The sequence below is a fragment of the Streptomyces sp. RLA012 genome (assembly GCF_056270325.1).
Window position 1 is genome coordinate 7,254,637 of the sequence record NZ_JBWDPA010000002.1, and the last position, 18,583, is coordinate 7,273,219.

16 protein-coding genes, 1 tRNA gene and 1 pseudogene are annotated in these 18,583 nt (G+C 70.7%); 12 read left to right on the plus strand and 6 right to left on the minus strand.

The annotated features are described in order from the left end of the window. Window positions 1-323: 323 nt before the first annotated feature. From RV986_RS33335 to RV986_RS33380, 10 genes are all read left to right on the plus strand, one after another. Window positions 324-2,507, plus strand: a complete 2,184-nt coding sequence (locus RV986_RS33335; RefSeq protein ID WP_475920917.1) for a hypothetical protein — start codon at window positions 324-326, stop codon at window positions 2,505-2,507. Window positions 2,508-2,623: 116 nt separating this feature from the next. Further along, window positions 2,624-4,225, plus strand: coding sequence for a GT4 family glycosyltransferase PelF (gene pelF, locus RV986_RS33340; RefSeq protein ID WP_475920918.1), 1,602 nt, complete (start codon window positions 2,624-2,626; stop codon window positions 4,223-4,225). Beyond that, window positions 4,222-5,571, plus strand: a complete 1,350-nt coding sequence (locus RV986_RS33345) for a hypothetical protein (protein WP_475920919.1) — start codon at window positions 4,222-4,224, stop codon at window positions 5,569-5,571. Before pelF ends, RV986_RS33345 begins: the two co-directional genes overlap by 4 nt. A gap of 100 nt (window positions 5,572-5,671) precedes the next feature. Beyond that, window positions 5,672-6,679: an SDR family NAD(P)-dependent oxidoreductase gene (locus tag RV986_RS33350; protein ID WP_475920920.1), complete on the plus strand. Its 1,008-nt coding sequence runs from the start codon at window positions 5,672-5,674 to the stop codon at window positions 6,677-6,679. A gap of 92 nt (window positions 6,680-6,771) precedes the next feature. Further along, entirely contained in the window at window positions 6,772-7,485 is a 714-nt protein-coding gene (locus RV986_RS33355; RefSeq protein WP_475920921.1) for a nucleotidyltransferase family protein, read from the plus strand. A 4-nt stretch (window positions 7,486-7,489) separates the two neighbouring features. Continuing rightward, entirely contained in the window at window positions 7,490-8,407 is a 918-nt protein-coding gene (locus RV986_RS33360; RefSeq protein ID WP_475920922.1) for an NAD-dependent epimerase/dehydratase family protein, read from the plus strand. Continuing rightward, window positions 8,404-9,072 (plus strand): spherulation-specific family 4 protein, encoded by a 669-nt coding sequence (locus RV986_RS33365; protein WP_475920923.1) that lies wholly within the window; start codon window positions 8,404-8,406, stop codon window positions 9,070-9,072. Before RV986_RS33360 ends, RV986_RS33365 begins: the two co-directional genes overlap by 4 nt. After that, window positions 9,069-9,908, plus strand: a complete 840-nt coding sequence (locus RV986_RS33370; RefSeq protein ID WP_475920924.1) for an endo alpha-1,4 polygalactosaminidase — start codon at window positions 9,069-9,071, stop codon at window positions 9,906-9,908. The genes RV986_RS33365 and RV986_RS33370 overlap by 4 nt, the downstream gene beginning before the upstream one ends. Before the next feature lie 115 nt (window positions 9,909-10,023). Next, on the plus strand, window positions 10,024-10,491 hold the full coding sequence (locus RV986_RS33375) for an ABC transporter transmembrane domain-containing protein (RefSeq protein WP_475920925.1): 468 nt from the start codon (window positions 10,024-10,026) through the stop codon (window positions 10,489-10,491). Between the two features lie 285 nt (window positions 10,492-10,776). Beyond that, entirely contained in the window at window positions 10,777-10,998 is a 222-nt protein-coding gene (locus RV986_RS33380; protein WP_475924525.1) for a hypothetical protein, read from the plus strand. A gap of 152 nt (window positions 10,999-11,150) precedes the next feature. Here the strand turns inward: RV986_RS33380 and RV986_RS33385 are convergent. The 4 genes and pseudogenes from RV986_RS33385 to RV986_RS33400 form a co-directional block, all read right to left on the minus strand. Next, window positions 11,151-11,223: transfer RNA gene (locus RV986_RS33385), tRNA-His, on the minus strand. Window positions 11,224-11,352: 129 nt separating this feature from the next. After that, complete coding sequence (orn, locus tag RV986_RS33390; protein WP_475920926.1) at window positions 11,353-11,955, minus strand: oligoribonuclease; 603 nt, start codon at window positions 11,953-11,955, stop codon at window positions 11,353-11,355. A 131-nt stretch (window positions 11,956-12,086) separates the two neighbouring features. Next, window positions 12,087-13,319 carry a helix-turn-helix domain-containing protein gene (locus RV986_RS33395; RefSeq protein ID WP_475920927.1) on the minus strand — a complete coding sequence of 411 codons (1,233 nt, stop codon included), beginning with the start codon at window positions 13,317-13,319 and terminating at the stop codon, window positions 12,087-12,089. 867 nt (window positions 13,320-14,186) lie between these two features. Further along, window positions 14,187-14,501, minus strand: a pseudogene (locus RV986_RS33400) (hypothetical protein); the annotation flags it as partial. 343 nt (window positions 14,502-14,844) lie between these two features. On the opposite strand from RV986_RS33400, the gene RV986_RS33405 reads away from it, so the two are divergent. After that, on the plus strand, window positions 14,845-15,372 hold the full coding sequence (locus RV986_RS33405) for a universal stress protein (RefSeq protein WP_475920928.1): 528 nt from the start codon (window positions 14,845-14,847) through the stop codon (window positions 15,370-15,372). A 213-nt stretch (window positions 15,373-15,585) separates the two neighbouring features. Next, window positions 15,586-16,155 carry an acetate uptake transporter gene (locus RV986_RS33410; protein WP_475920929.1) on the plus strand — a complete coding sequence of 190 codons (570 nt, stop codon included), beginning with the start codon at window positions 15,586-15,588 and terminating at the stop codon, window positions 16,153-16,155. Between the two features lie 221 nt (window positions 16,156-16,376). On the opposite strand, the gene glmS is transcribed toward RV986_RS33410, so the two are convergent. Continuing rightward, complete coding sequence (glmS, locus tag RV986_RS33415) at window positions 16,377-18,194, minus strand: glutamine--fructose-6-phosphate transaminase (isomerizing) (protein ID WP_475920930.1); 1,818 nt, start codon at window positions 18,192-18,194, stop codon at window positions 16,377-16,379. Window positions 18,195-18,269: 75 nt separating this feature from the next. Further along, window positions 18,270-18,527, minus strand: coding sequence for a hypothetical protein (locus RV986_RS33420; RefSeq protein WP_475920931.1), 258 nt, complete (start codon window positions 18,525-18,527; stop codon window positions 18,270-18,272). Window positions 18,528-18,583 lie beyond the last annotated feature (56 nt).

The following is an 18,583-nucleotide window of genomic DNA, read 5'->3' on the forward strand; positions in this document are numbered from 1 at the left end:
TGCTTGATCATTTACCCGCGCGGTGGGGCATAATCGCACGCTCGTCGATTCCGTCGGACGGGCTCGCGTGCGTCCCTGAGGCGACAGGCGATAAGCCTCGACGGTAGGCCGGGAGGTGATATACCTCTGGGCGATGGGGGCGCGGGGATCGGGGGATTCACGTATATGCGGTTGTATTCACTGCTGGCACGGTCGTGCCCGCAAGTAGGCAAGCCTGCGCAATTTCTATCACCGTCTGATCCGTATCTGATCTGTATCTGATCTGTATCTGATCCATTGTTATGCCGCGCCGCGCTGACCCGCGGCGCTGGGGGGAGTTCATCATGCGTCGCATGCTGTTGAAATCCGGTGTGTGCGGCAGCGCTGCCGTGCTCGCACTTGTCACGTCGCCCATAGCGGCGAAAGCAGCCACGCTGGAGCCGAGGATCGACCTGAAGGTGCTCGTCGTCGACGACGGGGGTCCGGCCACCGGGGCCATCACCGCCGAACTCGACTCGGCAGGTACCCCGTACACCAGGGTCAACCTGGCCGACAGCGGGCGGCCGCAGATCAACGCCGCCTTCCTCAGCGATACCGTCAGCGGCCGTCCCAGGGCCAAGTACCAGGCCGTCGTGCTGCCGAACGACAACCCGTTCGGAGCGGGCTCCGCCGAGATGGCGGCCCTGGCGACCTTCGAGCAGACCTTCGGCATCCGGCAGGCCGACGCCTACACCTACGCCAGGCCCGAGGTCGGGCTGAACTACGCGCAGGCCCCCGGGTACATCGGCTCGCTCGACGGCACCACCGCCCAGGTGACGTCCGTCGGGAAGACCGGACCCTTCGGCTACCTCGGCGGGAACGTCCCCTTCGAGGACAACGCGCCCGACGTGTCCGAGAGCTACGGCTATCTGGCCGTGCCGCTCGCCCAACAGCAGGCCGGGGCCACGTTCACCAGCTATGTGGACGCCCCGATCCCGGGCAGCTCCGCGCGCGGTTCGCTCGTCGGCGAGTACGCCCACGACGGGCGCCGGGAACTGGTCGTCAACTTCGTCTACAACCAGTACCAGGAGCAGTATCGGCTGCTGACCCGGGGCATCGTCGAATGGCTGACCCAGGGCATCCACCTGGGCGCCGACCGCAACTACTTCGCGGTCCACGTCGACGACGTCTTCCTCGGCGACGACCGGTGGAACACCTCGCTCAACTGCACCCCGGGTGACGTGGACTGCACCCCGGGCGAGGGCGCCACCCCCGACCCGATCCGGATGACGGCGGCGGACGCCCAGTACGCCAAGCAGTGGTCCGCCGGCCACGGGCTCACTCTGGACATGGTGTTCAACGGCGGCGGCAGCGAGGACTACAAGGCGGAACACGGTGGCGCCGACCCGACGGCGGACCGGCTCATCGCCGACAAGAGTGCCTTCCGCTGGGTCAACCACACCTACCAGCACCCGTTCCTGGGCTGCGTCCAGGACGTCAGCGTGGTGCCGTGGAAGTGCTCCACCGACGCGAGCGGAAAGATCCAGTGGGTCAGCCAGGCCGACATCACCTCGCAGATCACCCAGAACCGTACCTGGGCCAATGGCAAGGGCCTCGCCCTCGACAACACGGAACTGGTCACCGGTGAGCACTCCGGGATGAAGGTGCTGCCGCAGCAGCCCGACGACAACCCCAACCTGGCCCCGTCCCTGAACGCCACCGGGGTGAAGTGGCTGGCCAGCGACAATTCCCGGGACCCGCAGCAGCGCCAGATCGGCCCCGCCCTCACCGTGCCGCGCTTCCCGATGAACGTCTACTACAACGCGGGCCACGCGACCGAGGAAGTGGACGAGTACAACTACATCTACACCAGCAAGGCCAACGGCGGCAGCGGCATCTGCGAGGGCTCCTCGACCACCACCTGCCTGAGCGCCCCGCTGGACCCCCAGACCGGCTACACGTCGTACATCGTCCCGCTGGAGAGCCGTATCGCCCTCGGACACGCGCTTTCCAACGACCCCCGGCCGGTGTACATGCACCAGTCGAACCTCGCCGAGGACCGCATCGCCTACCCGGTGCTGGACAAGATCCTGGGCGACTACACCAGCCTCTACGCCGCCAACACCCCGTTGGTCAACCTGCGGCTGAAGGACATCGGGACCGAGCTGAAGAACCGCGCCGCCTGGGCCGCCGCAGTGAAGAACAACCAGGTCACCGCCTACCGGATCGGCAACACGGTCACCATCAGCTCGCCCAACGGCACCCAGACCAGCGCGACCATGCCCGCCGGCACCACCCAGAACCAGCTGCTCGGCAGCACCGCCTTCGGCACCGCCTACGCCGGGCAGCTGTCCGGCTGGACCACCCCCGGCGTGCTGCAGGCCTCGATCACCCTGCAACTGACCACGCAGGCCACGCCCGCGGCCCCCACCGGCAACGGTACCGGCACCGCGAAGGCAGCCGCACCGGCGCCCGCGCTGCGTGTGCCCAGTGGTGTGACCAGCCCTGTCCCGGCAGGCCCCGGCGACACCGTCCGCCGCAAGCGCTGACCGTGATCAACGGGCACGACCTGCACGACGGGCGCCACCGTCCCAGCGGGCCCAACGGGCACGACGGGACACGGGGATACGGGGATACGGGGACCTTGGCAGGGACCGACCGCACCATGCCGGCATTCGGGGACACACCGCCATCCGGCACGGCCAGGGCCATCGCGGCCCTCAACACCGGCGCGACCCGCGTCACCATGCTCACCGAGGGCACCTACCCGCACAGCCACGGCGGAGTGAGTGTCTGGTGCGATCAGCTGGTCCACGGCATACCCGACGTGGACTTCCAGATACTCGCGGTCACCAGTGACGGCCGTGAGTCCCTCACCTGGGAAACGCCCGCGCACGTCAGCAAGGTGGTCTCCATACCCACCTGGGGACCGACGCCGACCGGCCGCGCACCGCGCGGCCGGCGGCTGCGGGGCTTCCTCGACACCTACGAGATGTTCCTGCTGGCCCTCCTCGATCCCGGCCTCGATCCCGGCCCTGGTTCCGGCTCCCAGGCCGGCCCCAGCACCCTGGAGCGCTTCGCCGAAGGGCTGTACGGCCTCGCGGCACGGGCCCGGTACGGGGAGCTGACGGCGGCGCTGCGCACGGAGGCAGCGATACGCACCCTGGCCGCCGTCTGGAACCGTCCGCACCTACCCACCCACGCCGCCCGGCCGACCATGCACGACGTACTGACCGCGACCGACCTGCTGGAACACGCCCTGCGCCCACTGGCGGCCGCCCCACCCAGGCACGGCATCACCCACGCCGTCAGCGGCGGACTGGCAGCCCTCCCCGGACTGCTGGCCCAGCACCTGTACGGCACGCCCCTGCTGCTCACCGAACACGGCGTCTACCTGCGTGAGCGCTACCTCGGTTACGGCGCCGGCGGTTACCACTGGCCGGTGAAGGCACTGCTGCTCGGCTTCTTCCGGCTGCTGGCACAGGAGACCTACGCCCGCGCCGCGCTCATCACGCCGGGAAGCCACTACAACCGACGCTGGGAGGAACGGGGCGGCACCGCGCCCGACAAGATCCGTACCGTCTACAACGGTGTGGACCCCGGGGCCTTTCCTCCCGCCGGTCCGGAACCGGAGACCCCCACACTGGCCTGGGCGGGGCGGGTCGATCCCATCAAGGACCTGGAAACGCTGATCCGGGCCTTCGCCCTGGTACGCCGGGAGATGCCCCAGGTGCGGTTGCGGCTGTTCGGCGGCACACCCAGCGGCGGCCAGGCCTACCGGGAACGCTGCCAGGCTCTCGGCCGGGAGCTGGGCATCGCCGAAGCGGTGGCCTTCGAGGGCCGGGTGGAGGACATCCGCGACGCCTACGCGGCGGGCACCGTGGTCATGCTCTCCAGCATCAGCGAGGGCTTCCCCTTCACCCTCATCGAGGCCATGTCGTGCGGCCGGGCCACCGTCTCCACCGACGTCGGCGGGGTCCGCGAGGCAGTGGGCGACGCCGGACTCGTCGTACCGCCGCGCGAACCGGAGGCGATGGCACGGGCAGCCCTGGAACTGCTGCGCGCGCCCGACCGCCGGGCCCGGATGGGCGAGGCCGCGCGACTGAGGGTGATCGACCAGTTCACGCTCCGGCACACCATCGACTCCTTTCGGGAGATCTATGGCGCGCTGGCAGCGGGCGAGGACCGGACACACCTTTCCGAGACCCGGACGCACCTGGCCGAGGACCCGGCGCCGCGCGCCCGACGGGCCGGAGGTGAGTGGTGAACCGGCCGGGCGACGACCGAACCGTATTGCTGCGCCTGTCGACCCCGCCGCGGCGACCGACCTGGGCCGACGACCCGCTCGACGGGCTCGCCGAACGGCTGGCGGACGTGTGCGGGGCCGCCGTTCACCCGGACGAGATCGCCGCGGTGCTGGAGTCCGACGGGCTGACGCACGAACAGATCACCACCCGCTACGCGCGACGGGACCTGTTCGCCGTCGCGGAGGAGCTGTACGCCCGGGTGCCGCGCCGGTTCCCGGACCCCGGACCGGGGCCCGACCCGTGGCGGACCAGCCCGTGGCAGTGCCTGCTGCGCGGGATGCTGTTCGGCCTGCCCGGGCTGGCCTACCTGCTGGGCGCAGGACTGCTGCCCGGCCGGGTCACCGGGCTCGCCGCCTCTGCACTCGTGGCCTGGGCCTGGAACCAGGCACTGGCCCACCGCGCCTACGTACGGCTCGCCGCGGGAGGTCGGCGGGCAGCCGCGCGGTGCCTGCTGCTCGGGGCCCCGGCCGGGGTGACGGCAGCGGCGGCGACCGCACTGGCCGTCTCGGGGGCGGGCGCCGTCCCGGCCTTCGCGGCGGGAGAGGCGCTCTATCTGGCGGCGGCCACAGTGCTGCTCGTGCTGGGACGCGAACAGCACCTGCTGATCGCGCTCGTACCGACGGCGGCCGGGGCGGCCTGCATACCGCTGTGGCGCCCCGGCCCGGTGCCGGTCGCCGTGCTGCTGCTGGCCACCGTCGTAGCGGCGGTGCTGTCGGCGGTACGGGAGATCGTCCGGTCGCTGCGCACCACCAGCTCCTCGGTGCCGGGCACGGCACGGCTCACCGCCTCCCTCCCGTACGGGCTGTTCGGCCTGGCCGGCGGGGCGCTGACGCTGATGGCCCCGGCGGCGGGCAGGCCGGCCGCCGTCGTGCTGACGCTGAGCATGGGCGTGGCCGAGTGGTTGCTCTACCGCTACCGGAGCCTGACGCTCACCGCTCTGCGGCACAGCCGGACCCCCCGGGGCTTCCGGCTCCGGGCGGCCGGCGTGCTCGCCCTGTGCCTCACCGAGTACCTCGCGGTGCTCGCCGCCCCGGCACTGGTCACCGGGGTGCCGCCGCTGCCGCTGCTCGCCCTCGGCGCGGCGCTCTGGGTCGCCCTGCTGCTCCAGGCGGCCGGCATCGCCTGGCCGTCCGCCGTGGCCTGCCTCGCCGCCGCCGTGGCGGAGGCGGCGCTGTCGGACGGGGCCCACCGGGGACCGGCTCTGTTCAGCCCGGCGACCGCCGAGCTGGCGGCCTGCGGCTGCGCGACGGCGGTGCTGCTGGCGGTCGCGTGCACTCGGATGGGCCGGACCACGGCCCACCGCTGACCGGATCCCGGCAACCCGTGGGCCCCCGTGACCTCATGGCGCCCTGACGCCCTGGCCTGACCGATTCACATTCACATTCACATTCAGAGGAGACAGATCCGTGACCTCGTCCGCTCCCACAACCGTCGCAGTAACCGGTGCCGAGGGATTCATCGGCTCGCACCTGGTGGAGGCGCTCGTCGCATCAGGACACCGGGTACGCGCCATGGCCCAGTACAACTCCTTCTCGTCGTACGGCTGGCTGGAGACCCTGCCGCAGGACGTGATGGACAGCGTGGAGGTCGTACTCGGCGACGTACGCGACGCCGGGTCGGTGCAGCACCTGCTCACCGGCACCGAGGCCGTCTACCACCTGGCCGCGCTGATCGCGATCCCGTACTCCTACCAGGCACCGCACAGCTACGTGGCCACCAATGTCACCGGGACGCTCAACGTGCTGGAAGCCGTACGCCGGCTCGGCATCCCCAGGATGGTGCACACCTCCACCAGCGAGACGTACGGCACCGCGCAGACCGTCCCCATCACCGAGGACCACCCGATCAACACCCAGTCCCCGTACTCCGCCTCCAAGGCGGGCGGCGACCGGCTGGCCGACGGCTACTACGCCAGCTTCGGCATCCCGGTGGCCACCCTGCGGCCGTTCAACACCTTCGGGCCGCGCCAGTCCATGCGGGCGGTGATCCCGACCGTCATCGGGCAGGTAGCGGCCGGCGAGCGGACCATCGCCCTGGGCGACCTGCGGCCCACCCGGGACTTCATGTTCGTCAAGGACACCGCCCAGGCGTTCCTCGCGGTGGGCACCGCTCCCGCCGAGGCGGTCGTCGGCAGGACGTTCAACGCCGGTACGGGCGGAGAGATCTCGGTCGGCGACCTGGTGACGCTGGTCGGCAAGCTCATGGGGGCCGAGCTTGAGGTCCGCGAGGACGCGCAGCGCATCCGGCCCGCCGCGTCCGAGGTGATGAGGCTGGTCTGCGACGCCTCCCGGCTGCGCGCCGCGACCGGCTGGGCACCGGCCCACAGCCTCCAGGAGGGGTTGGAGCAGACCGTCCGGTTCTTCTCCGACCCGTCGAACCTGGCCCGCTACAAGACCGCCATCTACAACGTCTGACGACTCATCTGCAACGTCTGACGACTCATCCACAACGTCTGACGACTCGTCCCAGGCCATCGGCCACCGACCGACCGACAAGGGAGTCCGCCATGCACGCAGTCATTCTGGCCGGAGGCAAGGGTGTCCGGCTGCGCCCGTACACCACCGCCCTGCCCAAGCCGCTCGTCCCCATCGGCGACCAGCACGCCATCCTGGAAATCGTGATGCGGCAGCTCGTCAACTCGGGATTCACCAGCTGCACCATCGCCATCGGCCACCTCGGCCACATCATCCGCGCCTACGTCGGCGACGGCTCCCAATGGGGTATCCGCGTCGACTACTCGACCGAGGACAGCCCGCTGGGCACCATGGGCCCGGTGCTGACCATGCTCGACCGGCTGCCGGAGCACTTCCTGGTCATGAACGGCGACATCCTCACCGACCTGGACTTCCGCGCCGTCCTGCGCGGCCACCAGGCCGGCGGCGCGCCGCTGACCATCGCCACGTACTGCCGCAAGGTGAGGATCGACTTCGGCGTCCTCACCACCGACAGCAAGCAGGTCGTCGGCTTCACCGAGAAGCCGACCCTGGACTACCGGGTGTCCATGGGCGTCTACGGGCTCTCCCGGTCCACCCTGGACGGCTACACCCCCGGCCTGCCGCTCGGCTTCGACGAACTCGTCCTCGACCTGCTCCGCGACGGCACCCCACCGGCCGCCCACGAGTTCGACGGCTACTGGCTGGACATCGGCCGCCCGGACGACTACGACCGGGCGAACGCCGAGTTCACCACCCACCGCGACCTGCTGCTGAAGGGAGCGTGACCTGATGCGCGTCCTCGTCCTGGGCTCCACCGGGTTCCTGGGCCGGCACATCACGGAGCACCTGCGCGCCCTGTCCGGCGTCCGGGTGCTCCGCGCCGGCCGCTCCCCGGGCGCCGACCTGCGGGTCGACCTCACCACCGCCACCGTCCCCGCTCTCGCCGCCGACCTGCACACGCTGGCCCCGGACGCCGTCGTCAACTGCGCCGGCGCCGTCGGAGGCGGCCCGCTTCTGCTGGCGGAGACCAACGCCCGGGGGCCCGCCGTGCTGTGCGAGGCCCTGACCGCGGCCGACCTCCCGGTACGTCTGGTCCATCTCGGATCCGCAGGCGAGTACGGGACGAACTCCGGGCAGCCGCTCGGCGAGGACTCCGCCACCTGCCCGCAGGGCGCGTACGGGGCCACCAAACTGGCGGGTTCGCTGACCGTCGCCGAGGCCGCACTGGACGCCGTCGTCCTACGGGTCTTCAACCCCCTCGGGCCGGGCTCGCCCGGCACCAGCCTGCCCGGCCGGCTCGCCGACGAACTGCTGCGCGCCGGGCCGGACGGCGCGGTGCGGGTCGGTGACCTGTCCGCGTACCGCGACTTCGTCGACGCACGGGACGTGGCCCGTGCCGCCGTCCTCGCCACCACCGCCCCCGGCCCGCTGCCCCGCATCCTCAACATCGCCGGCGGCAGCGCCACCCGGGTCCGCGAGGTCGCGGAAGGCCTGGCCAGGATCAGCGGATTCCACGGCCGGATCGACGAGAACGGCACCGGTTCCCAGCGCTCGTCAGCCGTCTCCTGGCAGCAGGCGGCCATCACAGCCGCCGCCACAGCTCTGGGCTGGCACCCCGAACGCACCCTCGCCACCTCGCTCGCCGACCTGTGGACCTCGCGCACCGGCACGCCCCCGACCCCGTCCCCGACCACGACCCCGGCATGACACACGGCCGATTGCTTGTTCCGCTGTACGTCCACCCCGCTGTGGACCCGGCGGCGTGGCAGGCCCTGACGCGGGTCCCGTCGCGGCTGTACGGCGTCGTCCTCAACGTCGCCGACGGCCCCGGCGCGACCCGCGACCCGGCCTTCGCCGCCGCCGCCGGGGCCCTGCGCGCGGCGGGCGTACGCGTGCTCGGATACCTCGACACCGCCTACGGCACCCGTCCCCACCAGACGGTGCTCCACGAGCTGCGCCACCACATCAGCTGGTACGGAACCGACGGCGTCTTTCTCGATCAGGCCGGCGCCGAAGCCGGCCTGCTGCCGTACTATCGCGCGCTGGCCGACGAGGCCCGCGACCACGGCGCCGGCACCGTCACGCTCAACCCGGGAATCCACCCTGATCCCGGCTACGCCTCCATCGCCGATCTGCTGGTCACCTTCGAAGGGGACTGGCAGACCTATCTCACCTCGACCGCGCCCTCCTGGACCGCGGCGCACCCGCCGGCCCGCTTCTGCCATCTGATCCACGGCATCCCCGACGGCCTGTGCGACCTGGCCGCCCGCACCGCACGGATCCGCCGAGCCGGCATCCACTGCGCGGTGCCGGGTGCGGGCGCGAACCCCTGGGCCGCCCTGCCCCCCGCCGTGAGGAGGGGAACCACATGAGGTTCACACCCCGCCCGCCACTTCTGCTGTCAGCCGTGTCCCTGCTGTTCACGGCAGTGCTCACGGGGCTGCTCACCGGGTGTGTCACCGTCCCGGACCGCACCCCCGACCGCACCTCCGGCGAACACCCGTCGGCCGCACGCTGGCAACCGCGCCCCGGCACGGCCTGGCAGTGGCAGCTCAGTGGCCGCGTCGACACCCGCGTAGCCGTCCCCGTCTACGACATCGACGGTTTCACGAACAGCGCCGCCCTCGTGCGACGCCTCCACAGGAGCGGCCGCAAAGTCATCTGCTACATCAACGCCGGCGCCTGGGAGTCCTTCCGCCCCGACCGCGGCGCCTTCCCCGCCTCCGTCCTCGGCCGCTCCGACGGCTGGAGCGGCGAGCGCTGGCTCGACATCCGCCGCCGCTCGCTGCTGCGCCCCATCATGGCCGCACGTCTCGACATGTGCCGCGCGAAGGGCTTCGACGCCGTCGAGCCCGACCTCGCGGACGCCTACACCAACGACACCGGCTTCCCGCTGACCGCCGCCGACCAGCTCGCCTACAACCGCATGATCGCGGACCTCGTCCACGAACGGGGCATGGCGGTCGGCCTCAAGAACGACCTGGAACAGATCCCCGACCTGGTCCGTGACTTCGATTTCGCGGTCAACGAGCAATGCGCGGAGTTCCACGAATGCCCGTCGCTGAGTCCCTTCATCAAGGCGGACAAGGCCGTCTTCCACGTGGAGTACAGCGTGCCCAAGCGCACGTTCTGCCCGATCGCCAAGCGCCTCGGCCTCGACTCCATGCGTAAACGGCTCGCCCTGGGCCGCTGGCGCAGCCCCTGCTGAACCCCGCTGAAGTACCGGGTCATCGACGCGGAGAAGGCATCCGAGGGTCGGTGTCCCGGTCCGCCACGCGTTCAGCCGTTTCCGGCCGCTGACCAAGGGGGACCGCTCCGGGCTGGTGCTGATCCGCGTCTGTGTGGTGCTCGCCGCCCTTGCCGAGACCGCGTCGGCCCTGTTGTCCAGCGAACTGACCGACAACGCGCTCCAGTCCGGCTCGCTCTCCGCCTTCTGGGCCCCGGCCGGCATGTGGCTCGCCGCAGCGCTGCTCGGCGCGTTCGTCGGTCACCTCGGCAACTCACTCGCGGACTGGACCGCCGAACGCCTTGTGATGCGGATGCGGGAGAAGGTCTTCGCCCATGTCCAGATCCTGCCGCCCGACTTCTTCAGCCGTCACCGCACCGGCGATCTGGTCGAGCGTCTCACCGGGGACGTCCTGACCCAGGCCCACAACCGCAGGCGGGCCGAGGAGAGGCGGCTGCGTCGAGAGGCCCGTGCCTGGATGCGTGCCTCGGTGACCGGCGCCGCCTCAGCGAGCTCTACGAACAGCTCGTCGAGGTCGTCGAGACGCTCTGCGTGCTTGTCGTGATCGGGCTCGGCGCCTGGGAGATCTCCCAGGACCGGATGACCATCGGTCAACTGCTGGCCTTCGCCGCCTCCCTGGGCTACCTGTACCCGCCGATCCGCTCCCTCAGCCGGCTCGGCCTGACCCTGACCGCCGCCACCGCCGCCACCGCCGCCACCGCCGCCACCGCCGCCACCGCCGGCGCCGAGCGGCTGCTGGAGATCCTCGACGCCAGGCCCGCCGTCACTGACCCGGCGACCGACAGCGCGGTCGAACTGGGCCGGCAAGTCCACCGTCGCCAAACTACTGCTGTGTTTCTACGACCCGGCCGCCGGGCTGGTCCTGCTGGACGGGGTCCCACTGGACCGGCTGCCGGCGGACTTCCTGCGGGAGAACGTCGCCCTGCTGCCCCGGAAGACGCTCATCCTGCACGACTCCATCCACGAGAACATCGCCTGCGGCAGGCCGGGCGCCCACGACACCGACGTCGTCCAGGCCGCCCACGACACCGACGCCCAACGAGCTTCTTGAAGGCTTCTGCCTCGGCCGGCTCTGCGAACCTCTCGGACTCCCACGAACCGTCGCGCCCAAAATCCGGCCGCGTTCGGCCGCTGTTTGGCCAAGCTGGGCAACCAAAAGGCCTCTGACCTGCGTTTCCGCAGGTTAGAGGCCTTTCATGCAAGGGTGAGTGACGGGACTTGAACCCGCGACATCCTGGACCACAACCAGGTGCTCTACCAGCTGAGCTACACCCACCACGACCGGTCCTGGTTTCCCTGACCGGCCGAGAAAAAGTGTACAGGGTCCGGAGGGGTGCTCGCGCCCGCCTTTATGCGGCGCCCCTCGGGGGGTCGTCGGGGCCCCGGACCCGGCCGGTCGCCGGGCTCATTCCGTGGGCAGGACGTGCTTCGCCGCGATCGTGCGGGCGGTGTCCGAGTCCGGGCCGGGCTGCGGGACGAAGATCGCCTCGCGGTAGTAGCGGAGCTCCGCGATGGATTCGCGGATGTCGGCGAGGGCGCGGTGGTTGCCGTTCTTCTCCGGGCTGTTGAAGTAGGCCCGGGGGTACCAGCGGCGGGCCAGCTCCTTGACGGAGGAGACGTCCACGATGCGGTAGTGGAGGTAGTCCTCAAGGGCGGCCATGTCGCGGGACAGGAAGCCCCGGTCGGTGCCGACCGAGTTCCCGCACAGCGGGGCCTTGCCCGGCTCCTTGACGTGCTCACGTACGTAGGCGAGGACCTGTGCCTCGGCGTCCGCCAGGGTCGTGCCCGCGGCCAGCTCTTCGAGGAGGCCGGAGGCCGTGTGCATCTGGCGCACCACGTCCGGCATCGTCTCCAGCGCCCGCTCCGGCGGGCGGATCACGATGTCCACCCCTTCGCCGAGCACGTTCAGCTCCGAGTCGGTGACCAGCGCGGCCACCTCGATGAGTGCATCCTCCGACAGCGAGAGCCCGGTCATCTCGCAGTCGATCCACACCATGCGATCGTTCATGGCCCCAACCCTACGGCGCGCTCCGGCGCACGGGCAGATCCGGGACGCCCCTGGCCTGGGACGGACAGCGGAACGGTGGCGGCCCGGGACTCCAGTCGGGTCCCGGGCCGCCACCGTCCGGTGTCACCTCGCTATGGCGCGCTGCGCTGCCCCGGCAGGCTCGGCCGCCCGGCGTACAGCTCGGTGCCCGCCTTGCCCGGCTCCGTCGACAGTGACGTCGAGGGGCCCAGCGAAGCGGCGGCAGCCGTCCGGCGGGTCTGCATCGGGACCGGGCTCTCCTGGCTCAGCGCCGGGGGTGGCCCGCCCTGGCCCGTGGGGCCGTCCGCGTTCGACGGCCGGTCGGACTGCGGCCTGCGCGCCCGGTACGCCGCCCGGTACGCGGCCGGGGACGAGCCGAGCTGGCGCCGGAAGTGACCCCGCAGCGCGACCGGCGAGCGGAAGCCGCAGCGCCCGGCGACCTCGTCGACCGAGTAGTCGGAGGTCTCCAGCAGCCGCTGCGCCTGCAGTACACGCTGAGTGATCAGCCACTGCAGGGGAGCGCTCCCCGTGAGCGAGCGGAACCGGCGGTCGAAGGTGCGGCGGCTCATGTACGCGCGTGCCGCCAGCGTTTCGACGTCGAACTGCTCGTGGAGGTGCTCCAGCGCCCAGGCGACGACCTCCGCGAGGGGGTCGGCGCCGATCTCCTCCGGTAAAGACCGATCGAGATAGCGCTCCTGGCCGCCGCTTCGGCGCGGCGGGACCACCAGGCGTCGGGCGAGTGCGCCGGCCGCCTCGTTGCCGTGGTCCGTCCGCACGATGTGGAGACAGAGATCGATTCCGGCCGCCGTACCCGCGGAGGTCAGTACGTCCCCGTCGTCCACGAAGAGTTCTCGTGGATCGACGTGGACCGACGGGTAGCGCTTGGCCAGCGTCGGTGCGTACATCCAGTGGGTCGTCGCCGGGCGGCCGTCCAGCAGTCCGGCCGCGGCCAGCACGAAGGCGCCGGTGCACAGCCCTACTATGCGGGCCCCCTCCTCGTGCGCCCGGCGCAGCGCGTCGAGCGCCTCCTCCGGTGGCGGCGAGGTGATCGAGCGCCAGGCCGGCACCACGACGGTGCCAGCCCGCGAGATCGCCTCCAGGCCATGCGGCGCGGTGAGTTCCAGGCCTCCTGTGGTCCGCAGTGGGCCGTCCTCGCCGCCGCACACCAGAAGGCGATAGCGCGGCACGCCGGCGTCCTGGCGGTCGATCCCGAACACCGACAGCGGTATGGAACTCTCGAAGATGGGGCCGCCGCTGAACAGCAGCACCGCGACGATCTCCTTGCGGCGTCGCCCGGAAAGTTTCCGGGCCGCGGCTTCCGGCGCGGCAGTGGAGTCGTGGCTCATACTGCTAAGCCCCCCTCGGTGGTCGCGGCTCCTCGGTTGTGTCGCTCCTGCACGTTTCCCCTCGGTCCTGCACGAGTCCCCCGCCGTAAGACAGTCAAGATCGAATCTACTGTGTCCCGTGGCGCCAAGGTGACCAGTTCGGCACTCCACATAATGTCGACATGGCAACTTGGCGTGAAGCATTCGATCACGAAGCGTTGCACTCGTGGGCCGTGCAGGGAAGTGCGCCTCGTGTCAGTGGCCAATCCCCATAGGGTGCGTACGCCCTTCAGGGCCCTTTCGGTGCAGGTCGAACGGGGGTTGGGGGGTCGTTCGAGCAAGGGATGCGTGGGTGGCCGAAGTTGGCTGAAAAGAAGCGGGGGCGTGCGCGCAAACCGGTCAGTCAACCGGCGTCTTTCCTCCGCTGTGACGCCCGCCCCTGTGCGCCCCCGAGCCACTACTGCCCGGCAAGCCGTTCATAATGTGCGAGTCGGCCCTATCCTGCGCCCCGCGGTGTCGTGCGGGGTGCTCGTGCGGGCCGCTGTCGTCCTGGGGGCGGGGGTTCCGTGTGCCCTGGTCCCACGTGATCAGGTTCTGCGGGGTCCGGTCCCAGGTGATGAGGTTCCTCGCGGTCGGGTCGCTCGGGTTCGGGTCCCCCGTGGCCGGGGCTCCCGGGCCTTGGTCCCAGGTGCCGGGTTCCCGTGGGCTGCCGCTGCCGCTGCCGTGTCCGTCGCCACCGCGCCCGTCGCCACCGCGTCCGTCGCGATCCTGCCGGTCGCCGTCCCCCTCGCCACCGCTCCCTTCCCGTGTGCCGGGGTTCCGCTCGCCGCGGGGCGCTTCGCCGCGCCCCCGGCGGCCACGAACGGGTCGGCCGTGCTCGTGCGGGCCGCCGCCCTGCCGTCCGCCGCCCTGCCGTCCGCCGCCCCGCGGGCCGGGCCTGCCGTGCCGGGCGCGGTGGGGGGTGTGCTCCTCGGCGCGCATACGGGCCGCGCCGCGCTCGGACTGGCGCAGCAGCACCCGGCAGACCCCGGTCACGGCCGCCAGGCCCAGTGCCGTACCGGTCGCGCCCGCCAGCGAGGTGCCGTACCAGACGAGGACGACCGGGACCAGGACACAGCTGAAGGCCGCCCAGCGCACCACGTCACTCACCGTGTCCGGTACGGGGGGCGACGTGGCCGGCGCCGCGGGGGAGGGGTGGGGCACGGTCTCTGTTCCGGGCACGGTCTGCTCCCTGGTTCCCTGGTACTCCAGTGCGCTCCATGGCAGTGGCTCATCTGTTCAACGCGTGTTCGAGCCGCCGGTCACCCAGGAAAGACCCCGTGCCTGGGTGAACCCTGTGCAAACCGCCTGTACGGGGCAGCAACCATTGCGTTACGGGCGCCTCTCATGCATGCTCCGGGGAACGCCGCGCAGTGCGCGCGGGATCTGGGCAGAGGGAGGCGTGCCGCCGTACCCTTGGGGGTATGGGGTTGGGAAGATGATTCCCGGACACAGCTCTGCCGATCGTTGTCGTCCCCACCACGAGGATCCAAACGCCGAGATACCCATGGCCGGTCACGAATTCTTCGATCCCGCGAACCGCAAGCGCCCGCTCGCCGATCCTACGGCGGCCGAGCCCCTGGCGGCGGAAGACTCCCGCCAGTCCTGCGATCCTGCCTTCAAGCACGGCGTCGTCGTCGGCTTCGACGGTTCGACGTCCAGCGAGCGCGCCCTCGCCTACGCGATCGGGATGGCCCACCGCTCCGGTTCGGGCCTGATCATCGTGCATGTGGCCAACCGGCTGCCCACCACGGTGTGGGCCGGCTGTGAGCCACCCGTCTTCGTCGACGTGCCCGACCACCGCACCGAGGTGCTCGGACTCGAACTCGCCTGCGCCGAGTATCTGGCCGAGGTGCCCTGGATCCTCGTCGAGCGCGGCGGAGACATCTGCCACGAACTCGAAGAGGTGGGGCGGGAGTACGAGGCGGACGCGATCGTCGTCGGCTCCACGCACGGCATCGTGGGGCGCATCTTCGGCTCGGTGGCCGGACGGCTCGCCAAGCGTGCCCAGCGCCCGGTGATCGTCATTCCCTGATCCGTCGTCACCATTGCCTGACCCGTCGTCAACTCCTTTTGGCGCGCGCCCGACCACCTGTTGGCGCGCGCCCGGCCGCCTGCTCCCGGCGGCGTAAATCTACTCATGCGTAGAGGTGGTTCGTGCCCTTGTGAAGGGTACATACCGGTCACCGGCCCTACCTCACGGCCGGCACCACGCAGCACAACTGCACATGCATGAAGGGAGCCCGCCGTGGACAAAGACGTCTCCGCGGGAAGCATCACCTCCACCCTCGGTCATCTCGCGCTCGGACTCACCCTGTTGCTCTTCGGCCTCGGGCACACCCGAGTGATCGACGGCGTGACAGCGGCCGACTCCGTCTCCCTCGCCACCTATGTCGGTGGCATCGCGCTCTTCGTCGCCGGCCTGTTCGCCTTCCGCGACCACGACGCCTTCACCGGTACGGCGTTCACGGCGCTCGGCGCGTTCTGGTTCACCTGGGGCGTCACGGCCGACACACAGATGTCCGCCAACGCGGCCGGTCTCTTCCTGCTCCTGTTCGCGCTCGTCGCGCTCAGCCTGACCGCCGCGGCCTCCGGCGCCCCGATGCTCGTACGGGGCACGTACGCGTTGCTCTTCGTGTCGCTTCTTCTGCTCGCCGTCGGGCAGTTCGGCGACTCCAGTGGGCTGGCGAAGGCCGCGGGGTGGTTCGCCGCCGTGAGCGGCCTGCTGGCCTGGTACGGGGCCACGGCGGCCATGGCGCACTGGCCCACCACGCTTCCGGGACGCGCCGCCGGCCGGGGGGTGACGGCCACCGGCTGAAGTCGGCGCGGGCCGGGATGGGGGTCCCCCCTGCTCGAACGAAGTTGAGAGCTTGGGGGAGGGCGGCCCCGGCCCACGGAAAGAACGGGTCCCTGTGCGCTGGTGGCGTGCACGGGGACCCGTTCTTGGTGTTTTCGGGTGCGGGTTTGTGGGGGTTGCTCGCGCCCACGCGGCGGAGCCGCATGATGTCAGCGCCCCGCGCCCCTGAAGGGGCGGGCGTACTACTCCACCGTCACCGACTTGGCGAGGTTGCGCGGCTTGTCGATGTCGCGGCCCAGGGCCAACGCCGTGTGGTAGGCGAGGAGTTGCAGCGGGATGCCCATGAGGATCGGGTCCAGCTCGTCCTCGTTCTTCGGGACGACGATCGTCTGGTCGGCCTTCTCCTGCTCCTGGTGCGCCACCGCGAGGATCCTGCCGCTGCGGGCCTTGATCTCCTCCAGGGCGGCGCGGTTCTTCTCCAGGAGGTCGTCGTCGGGGACGATCGCGACCGTGGGCAGGGCGGGCTCGATGAGCGCCAGCGGGCCGTGCTTGAGCTCGGAGGCGGGGTAGGCCTCGGCGTGGATGTACGAGACCTCCTTGAGCTTCAGGGAGGCCTCACGGGCCACCGGGTAGCCCCGGACGCGGCCGATGAAGAGCATCGAGCGGGCCTCGGCGTACTCCGCGGCCAGCTTCTTGATCTCGTCCTCCTGCTCCAGGATCTCGGAGATCTGCGCGGGCAGCTTGCGCAGGCCCTCGATGATCCGCTTGCCGTCGCGGACCGACAGGTCGCGGGTACGGCCGAGGTGCAGGGCGAGCAGCGCGAAGGCGACGGTCGTGTTGGTGAAGCACTTGGTCGAGACGACGCAGACCTCGGGGCCCGCGTGGACGTACATGCCGCCGTCCGCCTCGCGGGCGATCGCCGAGCCGACGACATTGACCACACCGAGCACCCGCGCGCCCTTGCGCTTCAGCTCCTGGACGGCGGCCAGTACGTCGTACGTCTCGCCGGACTGGGACACGGCCACGTACAGGGTGTCGGGGTCGACGACCGCGTTGCGGTAGCGGAACTCGGAGGCCGGCTCGGCGTCGGCGGGGATGCGGGCGAGCTCCTCGATCATCTGGGCGCCGATCATGCCCGCGTGGTACGAGGTGCCGCAGCCGAGGATCTTCACACGGCGGATCTGGCGCGCCTCGCGGGCGTCCAGGTTCAGGCCGCCGAGGTGCACGGTGGAGAACCGGTCGTCGATACGGCCGCGCAGCACCCGGTCCACGGCGTCGGCCTGCTCGTGGATCTCCTTGTGCATGTACGTGTCGTGGCCGCCCATGTCGTACGACGCGGCCTCCCACTCCACGGTGGTCGGCTCGGAGGTCGTACGGGTGCCCTCGGTGGTGTACGTGCGGAAGTCGTCGGCCTTGAGGGTGGCCATCTCGCCGTCGTCAAGAGTCACTATCTGGCGGGTGTGGGTGACCAGGGCGGCGATGTCCGAGGCGACGAACATCTCCTTCTCGCCGATGCCGAGGACGACCGGGGAGCCGTTGCGGGCCACCACGATGCGGTCGGGGAAGTCGGCGTGCAGGACCGCGATCCCGTACGTGCCCTCGATCACCCGGAGCGCCTCGCGGACCTTGTCCTCCAGCTTCTCGGCCTGGGAACGGGCGATCAGATGGGTGAGGACCTCGGTGTCGGTCTCGGAGAGGAACTCCACTCCGTCGGCTTCGAGCTTCTTGCGCAGGTCGGAGGCGTTGTCGATGATGCCGTTGTGGACGACCGCGACCTTGCTGTCGGCCGACATGTGCGGGTGGGCGTTCACGTCGGAGGGGGCGCCGTGGGTGGCCCAGCGGGTGTGGGCGATGCCGGTGGTGCCCTTGAAGCGCGCGGGGACCTTGGCCTCCAGGTCACGGACCCGCCCCTTGGCCTTGACCATCTTCAGGCCGGTCGACTTCGGGGTCGTGACGACGATGCCCGCCGAGTCGTAGCCGCGGTACTCCAGGCGCTGCAGGCCTTCGAGCAGCAGCGGTGCCACGTCACGCCTGCCGATGTATCCGACGATTCCGCACATAAAGTCAAGGCCCCTGGTGGTAGAGAGAAATGGTCAAGATCGGCCAATCGGCTGATCGGCGGTCCCGGTGCACGATCAGCCGTAGACGATGCGGCGCAGCTGTCTGAGCGTGAGCTCCGGCGGCGCGACCGACCGGTACTTCAGGTCCGCCTCGATCCGTTCGAAGATCGTCGCGTTGACCAGGCCCTGGGCCTGGAGCTCGCGGTGGCGGCGACGGACGTACTCCTCGGTCGTCTCGTCGAAGTAGGCGAGGACGTCCTGGATCACCCGCAGTGCCTCGCCCCGGTTCAGGGGCGTGGAGCGCGTCAGGTGATCAACAAGTTCGTCGTGCACCCGTTGATCCTGGGGTACCGGAGTGTGATTCGCAAGAATCCTGCCCGATATCGGGC

What these genes read in the sequence shown, in the direction of transcription:
- RV986_RS33335 (WP_475920917.1), top strand. Translation starts at nt 324, where the DNA reads ATGCGTCGCATGCTGTTGAAATCCGGTGTGTGCGGCAGCGCTGCCGTG.
- pelF (WP_475920918.1), top strand. Translation starts at nt 2,624, where the DNA reads ATGCCGGCATTCGGGGACACACCGCCATCCGGCACGGCCAGGGCCATC.
- RV986_RS33355 (WP_475920921.1), top strand. Translation starts at nt 6,772, where the DNA reads ATGCACGCAGTCATTCTGGCCGGAGGCAAGGGTGTCCGGCTGCGCCCG.
- RV986_RS33360 (WP_475920922.1), top strand. Translation starts at nt 7,490, where the DNA reads ATGCGCGTCCTCGTCCTGGGCTCCACCGGGTTCCTGGGCCGGCACATC.
- RV986_RS33365 (WP_475920923.1), top strand. Translation starts at nt 8,404, where the DNA reads ATGACACACGGCCGATTGCTTGTTCCGCTGTACGTCCACCCCGCTGTG.
- RV986_RS33370 (WP_475920924.1), top strand. Translation starts at nt 9,069, where the DNA reads ATGAGGTTCACACCCCGCCCGCCACTTCTGCTGTCAGCCGTGTCCCTG.
- orn (WP_475920926.1), bottom strand. Translation starts at nt 11,955, where the DNA reads ATGAACGATCGCATGGTGTGGATCGACTGCGAGATGACCGGGCTCTCG.
- RV986_RS33395 (WP_475920927.1), bottom strand. Translation starts at nt 13,319, where the DNA reads ATGAGCCACGACTCCACTGCCGCGCCGGAAGCCGCGGCCCGGAAACTT.
- RV986_RS33405 (WP_475920928.1), top strand. Translation starts at nt 14,845, where the DNA reads ATGGCCGGTCACGAATTCTTCGATCCCGCGAACCGCAAGCGCCCGCTC.
- glmS (WP_475920930.1), bottom strand. Translation starts at nt 18,194, where the DNA reads ATGTGCGGAATCGTCGGATACATCGGCAGGCGTGACGTGGCACCGCTG.